The sequence below is a fragment of the Niallia sp. genome, assembly GCF_031978665.1.
GTDB lineage: Bacteria > Bacillota > Bacilli > Bacillales > Cytobacillaceae > Niallia.
The window spans coordinates 91,854-98,063 of sequence record NZ_DALZDK010000020.1; the positions used below are offsets into that span (position 1 = coordinate 91,854).

Genomic DNA, 6,210 nt, shown 5'->3' on the forward strand with positions numbered 1-6,210 from the left:
TAAAAATTACTCGTTGTTCCTTTTCTTCAAACCATTGGCAATGATTTTCCTTACTTAGCATCATACCAAGTTGGACCATAAGAGTAATCCACTTTTAAAGGAACACTTAGCTCAACTGCATGCTCCATTACATCTGGAACTATTTCTTTCAGCTTTTCAATTTCTTCTTTTGGAGCCTCAAAAATTAATTCATCGTGAACTTGTAATAATAATTTAGCTCTCAATCCTTCTACTTCCAAGCGTTTCTCCATTTCAATCATCGCTTTTTTAATGATGTCAGCTGCACTGCCTTGGATTGGTGTATTCATTGCTGTTCTCTCTGCAAAGCTACGAAGATTAAAGTTTCTGCTTGTAATATCAGCTAAATATCTTCTTCTATGAAGCAAGGTTGCAACATAGCCTTTTTGCTTCGCATCTGCCACAATTTCTTCCATGTAATTTCTTACGCCAGGATAGCTTTCTAAATAACGTTCGATAAATTTCGCTGCTTCTTTTCTCGTAATGTGCAGGCTTTGCGATAACCCGTAGTCACTAATGCCATATACAATTCCAAAGTTAACGGCTTTTGCATGTCTTCGCATATTAGAAGTTACTTCATCAGCTTCTACATGAAAAACGGACATTGCTGTTTCCGTGTGGATATCATGGTCTTCTCTAAATGCTTCAATTAATTTCTCGTCATTCGCTATATGAGCAAGGACACGCAACTCAATTTGGCTATAGTCAGCAGCAAAAATAACCCAATCTTCTTGTGTCGGTACGAATGCTTGTCTAATCTTACGTCCTTCCTCTAAACGAATCGGGATATTCTGGAGATTAGGATCAATGGAGCTTAAGCGGCCAGTTTGTGTTAATACTTGATTAAACCTTGTATGAATTCTTCCATTATGAACCACTTTCTGCAAGCCTTCTATATAGGTTGATTGTAATTTACCAAGCTGTCTATATTCTAAGATTTCTCTAATTACTTCATGTGAACTAGCAAGTTGTTCTAAAACATCAGCCGAGGTGGAATAGCCTGTCTTTGTTTTTTTCACAACAGGCAAACCAAGCTTTTCAAACAAAATCACACCAAGCTGCTTTGGTGAGTTTATATTAAAGGTTTCACCAGCCAGATCATAAATTCGAGTTTCGATCTCTTTCAGCCTTTCTGATAGCTCTTTCCCCATGGCTTTCAGGCGGTCTACATCCACCTTTACTCCTGTTGATTCCATATCAGCAAGCACCAAGCTTAACGGCATTTCCAACTCATAAAAGAGAGCTTCCTGGTCATTTTTTCTCAACTCATCCTCCATTTTTTCTTGGATTGCCTGCATGGCGAATGCTTTTCTTACTAAGTGGTCCGATAATAAATTTTGCTCTGGAATCTTTCTTTTTGCTCCTTTTCCATAGAATGCTTCATCTGATTGCAAATTGGAATAGCCATAATTTTTAGCAACCGAGGCAACATCTTCAATATTCGCGGATGGATCTGCTAAATATGCCGCAATAAGCACATCAAAGGTAATCCCAGTTAGATGAATCCCTTGATGACGCAAGGATACTTCCGATCTTTTCGCATCGTAAACAATCTTTTCTTTCGTTCCATCTTCTGCCCAAACTTTAAAAGCAGAAGATTCTAAAGCCTGATTAATCGGTAGGTAGTATGCTCCTTTGTCATTTAACAAAGAGATACCTAAAATTGGTGCGTAATGATAGTTATCTTCCAATACTTCCACATACATTATATTTCTATCAGCAAAAATTGCTTCTGTTATAGTTTCAACTGTTTCAAATTTTATCTCTTCTAGTACTAGTTCCTCTTGCTCTGGCGATTCTCCTAATTTTTCAAGTAAAGAGTTAAAGCCAAGCTCTTTAAAGATTTCCTTTAACTGGTCTATCTGCATACCAGGAAATTCCGTATCGTCCAATGTTATCGTTAATGGAGCTTCCCTGAAAATAGTAGCTAGTTCTTTACTCATTAAAGCTTGATCCTTAAATTCTGCTAGCTTTTCCTTTAGCTTCTTGCCGCTTACTTGGTCAATAGACTCTACTAATTTTTCTAATGACTCAAATTCCTTCAACAATTTAATAGCTGTTTTTTCCCCTACACCAGGAACTCCAGGAATATTGTCTGAACTATCCCCCATTAACCCTTTCATATCAATAATTCGATCAGGTGTCAGCCCATATTTTTCTTGAATATGGTCAGGTGTATAGGCCTCCATATCCGTAATTCCTTTTCTCGTGATATATACAGTTGTATTATCCGAGCTCAATTGAGTTAAATCTTTATCCCCAGAAATAACAACGACTTCAAACCCATCTTTTTCTCCTTGAAGAGACAGTGTTCCAATAATATCATCTGCTTCATAATTTTCTAATTCGTAATGATGGATACCATACGAATTCAATAGCTCTCTTATATAAGGGAATTGCTCTGACAATTCTGGTGGAGTCTTTTGACGCCCCCCTTTATACTCACTAAATGTTTTATGACGGAAAGTGGTTTTCCCTGCATCAAAAGCGACTAATGCATGTGTCGGCTTTTCCTCTTCTAAAATTTTCATTAGCATCATGGTGAAGCCATAAACTGCATTTGTATGTACACCTTTATCATTATTTAATAGAGGTAAAGCAAAAAAAGCTCGATACGCAATACTATTACCATCTATTAATATTAATTTCTTTTTCAAGAAATCCTCCTCCATTCTATTTATCGTGTATGTTATCTCGTAAAAAACGATGATGATTACATGGTTCAATACTTATTATTTTACATGACATATTCATAAATGTAAAAAAGCAGAGATAGTTGAAAAAAGGGTTTCTTCCTACACTTCCTTATTTCATCCTACAATGAACTAAGCGTGCAGCACACCCTTTTAACAACTATCTCCACTTGTTTTTTACAAATTAATAGAATTGCATAAGCTTATATCAGCACGGGCATGGATATGAAATATCATTGTTCCATCAACGATTGCAAGACGCACATTTCATATCAAGCCCACTAGTAAACAGGGGAAGCCAAAAGCGGGGTAGCTTTCAGCTTAAGTCCTTAACCAAATGGATAAGGGGGACTTCACAAGTAATTGTAACAACAAAGTGTAAACCCACCATAAACCAAATGTAAAAACAATGTAAAGTGATAGAAAAGCGGAGGGCACCGGTTAGCGCCGTGTGAACTGGAGCGATTTTCTCAAGATAAAGGAAACACGAGGAACGCTAGTGAATCGATGTTGACTTATCGTAGAGACAATCGTGAAGTTCATCTGGCGCTGGTGTCCGAAGCTAGACAAATAGAAAAGTGGAGGTGCCTGTTTATCGGTGTACAAACTGGAGACAATCGACTGAGATAAAGGAAACACGAGGAACGTCAGTGAGTCGATGTTGACTTATCGTAGGGAGATAGTCGGAAGTTTGCTAACCGATAGGCACCTGCAGCCAGACATTAAAAAGTAGGGGGACTTGTTTAGCTACAAAAAGAGGACACCAAATTCGGTATCCCCCATCCCCTAAAATGGAAATTCTTTATGTAAAACCACAGTAAAGGTTGTTCCTACTCCCATTTCACTTTCCACTTGAATCGTACCTCTATGTAATTCTACTAAATGCTTAACAATTGCTAGACCTAACCCTGTTCCGCCAGAGTTTCTACTTCTTGCTTTATCCACACGATAAAAGCGCTCGAATATTCTCGGAATTTCTGCTTGGTCAATTCCAATGCCTGTATCTTGTATTCTTACTTCAATTTTCTTTTTCTTTTCCACAACATAGACATTGATTTCCCCATCGTTCGGAGTATAGATAACTGCATTTGTTATTAAATTTAGAAAAACTTGCGTTAATCTACTTCTATCACCTTCAATCTGAATGATTTCATTCGATTGAAGAAACTTTAATTTTATATTTTTTGCTTCCGCTCGACCTTCCAGCATTTTAGTCGCTTTATTTAGAACTTCCACCAAATTAAACTCATCTTTATTTAGAGAAAAATGATGCTGTTCTAATTTTGATAGATCCAGAAGATCTTGAATTAACGTTTGCAGACGATGACTCTCTTTTAAAATTATCCGTAAAAATTCTTCAAGCGTCTCTTTATCTTCCATTGCCCCATCAAGAAGTGTTTCAGAAAAGCCCTTAATCGAAGTAATAGGCGTCTTTAATTCATGTGACACATTGGCAACAAAGTCTTTACGAATTTGTTCAAGCTTTTTCAACTCCGTTATATCATTAAAAACGAGCAAAATCCCCATCCATCTATCGTTTGTTCCAATAATTGGAACCCCATAAACTTGAAAGCTCCTTCTCTCATTTTTAATTTCAAGCGTCATTTCTCGGATAACTTTATGTTCTGTCATAAAAATCTCTTCCGCAAGATCTGTAACTTGTCTATAAGGAATAACTTTATAATATTGTTTATAAAGATAGTCAGCAGAACGAACAAAGAAGATATCTTTATAGGATTTATTGATTAAATTAATATACCCTCTGCTATCAATCAAAAGTAACCCGCTACTAATACTTTCAATCAAAGTTCCTAAGCGATCTTCTTGTATTTCTTGTGCTTTTACCATTTCTTGCATATCTTTAGCTACTTTATTAAGCGAAGAACTAAGAACCCCTGTTTCATCAACTCGATCCTCATACGTTCTTGCATGATAATTGCCATTTGCCAAATCGACAGCTACTTTAGTAGCCGATTCAATTGGTCTTGTATAACGATAAATTAATTTATAGCCAATTAGATAAATTACTAAAAATGAAAATAGAAACGAAGAAAAAACGATCCAATTAATATGTTTATAAACATTCTCTATTTCTTCTACTTTTGCCCCTATTAATAAATATCCCTTACTCCCCTCTTCATCAGAAAGCCCCTGTTTATAAAAATGAAAGTTAGGATTTCCATTAATAGATATAGCATTTACTTTTTTATTTGAAAGTAATGTCTGCATTTGATTTTCATATTCTGTATCATTCTGCAGCTCTCCTTCATTGAACAATATCTCGCCGGATTCATCCATAACGGTAATCTGTACATCTAGTGCCTCGCTATATTCTTTTACTAAGCGAGTATCAATTTCTAAAATTCCACCATTATTCATGATTTGATTTGCAATTAATGTACTTTCTCGTTCCAAACGACTATCAAAAGAATCCATAAACGTCTTCTTATTGTAAGATTCAATGAAAATAGCAACAAATAAAAACACAATAAAAATAGTAAATAAAACGCTCGCCATTAATCGAGATTTAAAGCTCTTCATTTACTTTGGTTCCTCTAATTTATAGCCTAAGCCACGTATTGTTTTAATATATATAGGTTTTTTGGTATTTTCTTCAATTTTTTCACGCAAATGACTGATATGTACATCTACAATTCTTGTATCGCCTACAAAGTCATAATTCCAAACTGCACTTAGCAGCTGATCTCTTGTTAAAACTCTGCCTTTATTTTTGACAAGATATAATAATAACTCAAATTCTTTAGGGGTTAACTCCAATAACTCCCCTTTGAAATAGGCTTCATAATAATTAGGAAGCACTTTTAACTCAGCAATTTTAATGCCATCATCCTCATCTTCATCTACTTCCTCAGAAGATGCTGGAACTTGCATTTGGATTCGTCTTAAAACAGCTTTAATTCGTGCGATAACTTCTCTTGGACTAAAAGGTTTAGTCATGTAATCATCTGCACCCAGTTCAAGTCCTAAAACTTTATCGAACTCATCATCTTTAGCTGTTAACATTAATATAGGAGTTAACACTTTCTGTTGGCGTAGTTCTTTACAAACATCCATCCCATCTTTTTTTGGCAACATTAAATCAAGCAAGATGACATCCGGATTAGCAGTTAGCGCTAAATTCAATCCTTCTTCTCCATCCATGGCAGTCACTACATCATATCCCGCCTGTTGCAAATTATACTTTAGTAAAGTTACGATAGATTGTTCATCATCTACAACTAAAACCTTTTTCTTCATATACAGCCTCCAAATATGTTAATTCCCCTAAAGTCCCCTTATACCTATTTACATTATAATATATTGTTCGATAAAAAAGGAAAAAACATTTATTTACAGTTTACAAAAACGAAATATTTTTAAATTTAGGCTTTAGCCGAGAACCCTCGTGACTTCAGTCGTGAGATGAATCGGCTTCGGACAAGGGTTAGCTTCTGCTAACTCAATTGTCCGACATTCTCTTTCTTGGCTAAAAGCAAAG

3 protein-coding genes are annotated in these 6,210 nt (G+C 35.7%); all 3 read right to left on the reverse strand.

All coding sequences use genetic code 11. From position 1 onward, the window contains the following. Window positions 1-50: 50 nt before the first annotated feature. The 3 genes from polA to RTL21_RS12675 all read right to left on the reverse strand — a co-directional run bounded on the left by polA (window position 51) and on the right by RTL21_RS12675 (window position 5,969). Window positions 51-2,675 carry a DNA polymerase I gene (gene polA / locus RTL21_RS12665; protein WP_312096247.1) on the reverse strand — a complete coding sequence of 875 codons (2,625 nt, stop codon included), beginning with the start codon at window positions 2,673-2,675 and terminating at the stop codon, window positions 51-53. 822 nt (window positions 2,676-3,497) lie between these two features. After that, the gene (gene pnpS, locus RTL21_RS12670; RefSeq protein WP_312096248.1) at window positions 3,498-5,252 is read right to left on the reverse strand and encodes a two-component system histidine kinase PnpS; all 1,755 of its coding nucleotides are present in this window, start codon (window positions 5,250-5,252) and stop codon (window positions 3,498-3,500) included. Then, window positions 5,253-5,969 (reverse strand): winged helix-turn-helix domain-containing protein, encoded by a 717-nt coding sequence (locus RTL21_RS12675; RefSeq protein WP_312096249.1) that lies wholly within the window; start codon window positions 5,967-5,969, stop codon window positions 5,253-5,255. Window positions 5,970-6,210: the final 241 nt, after the last annotated feature.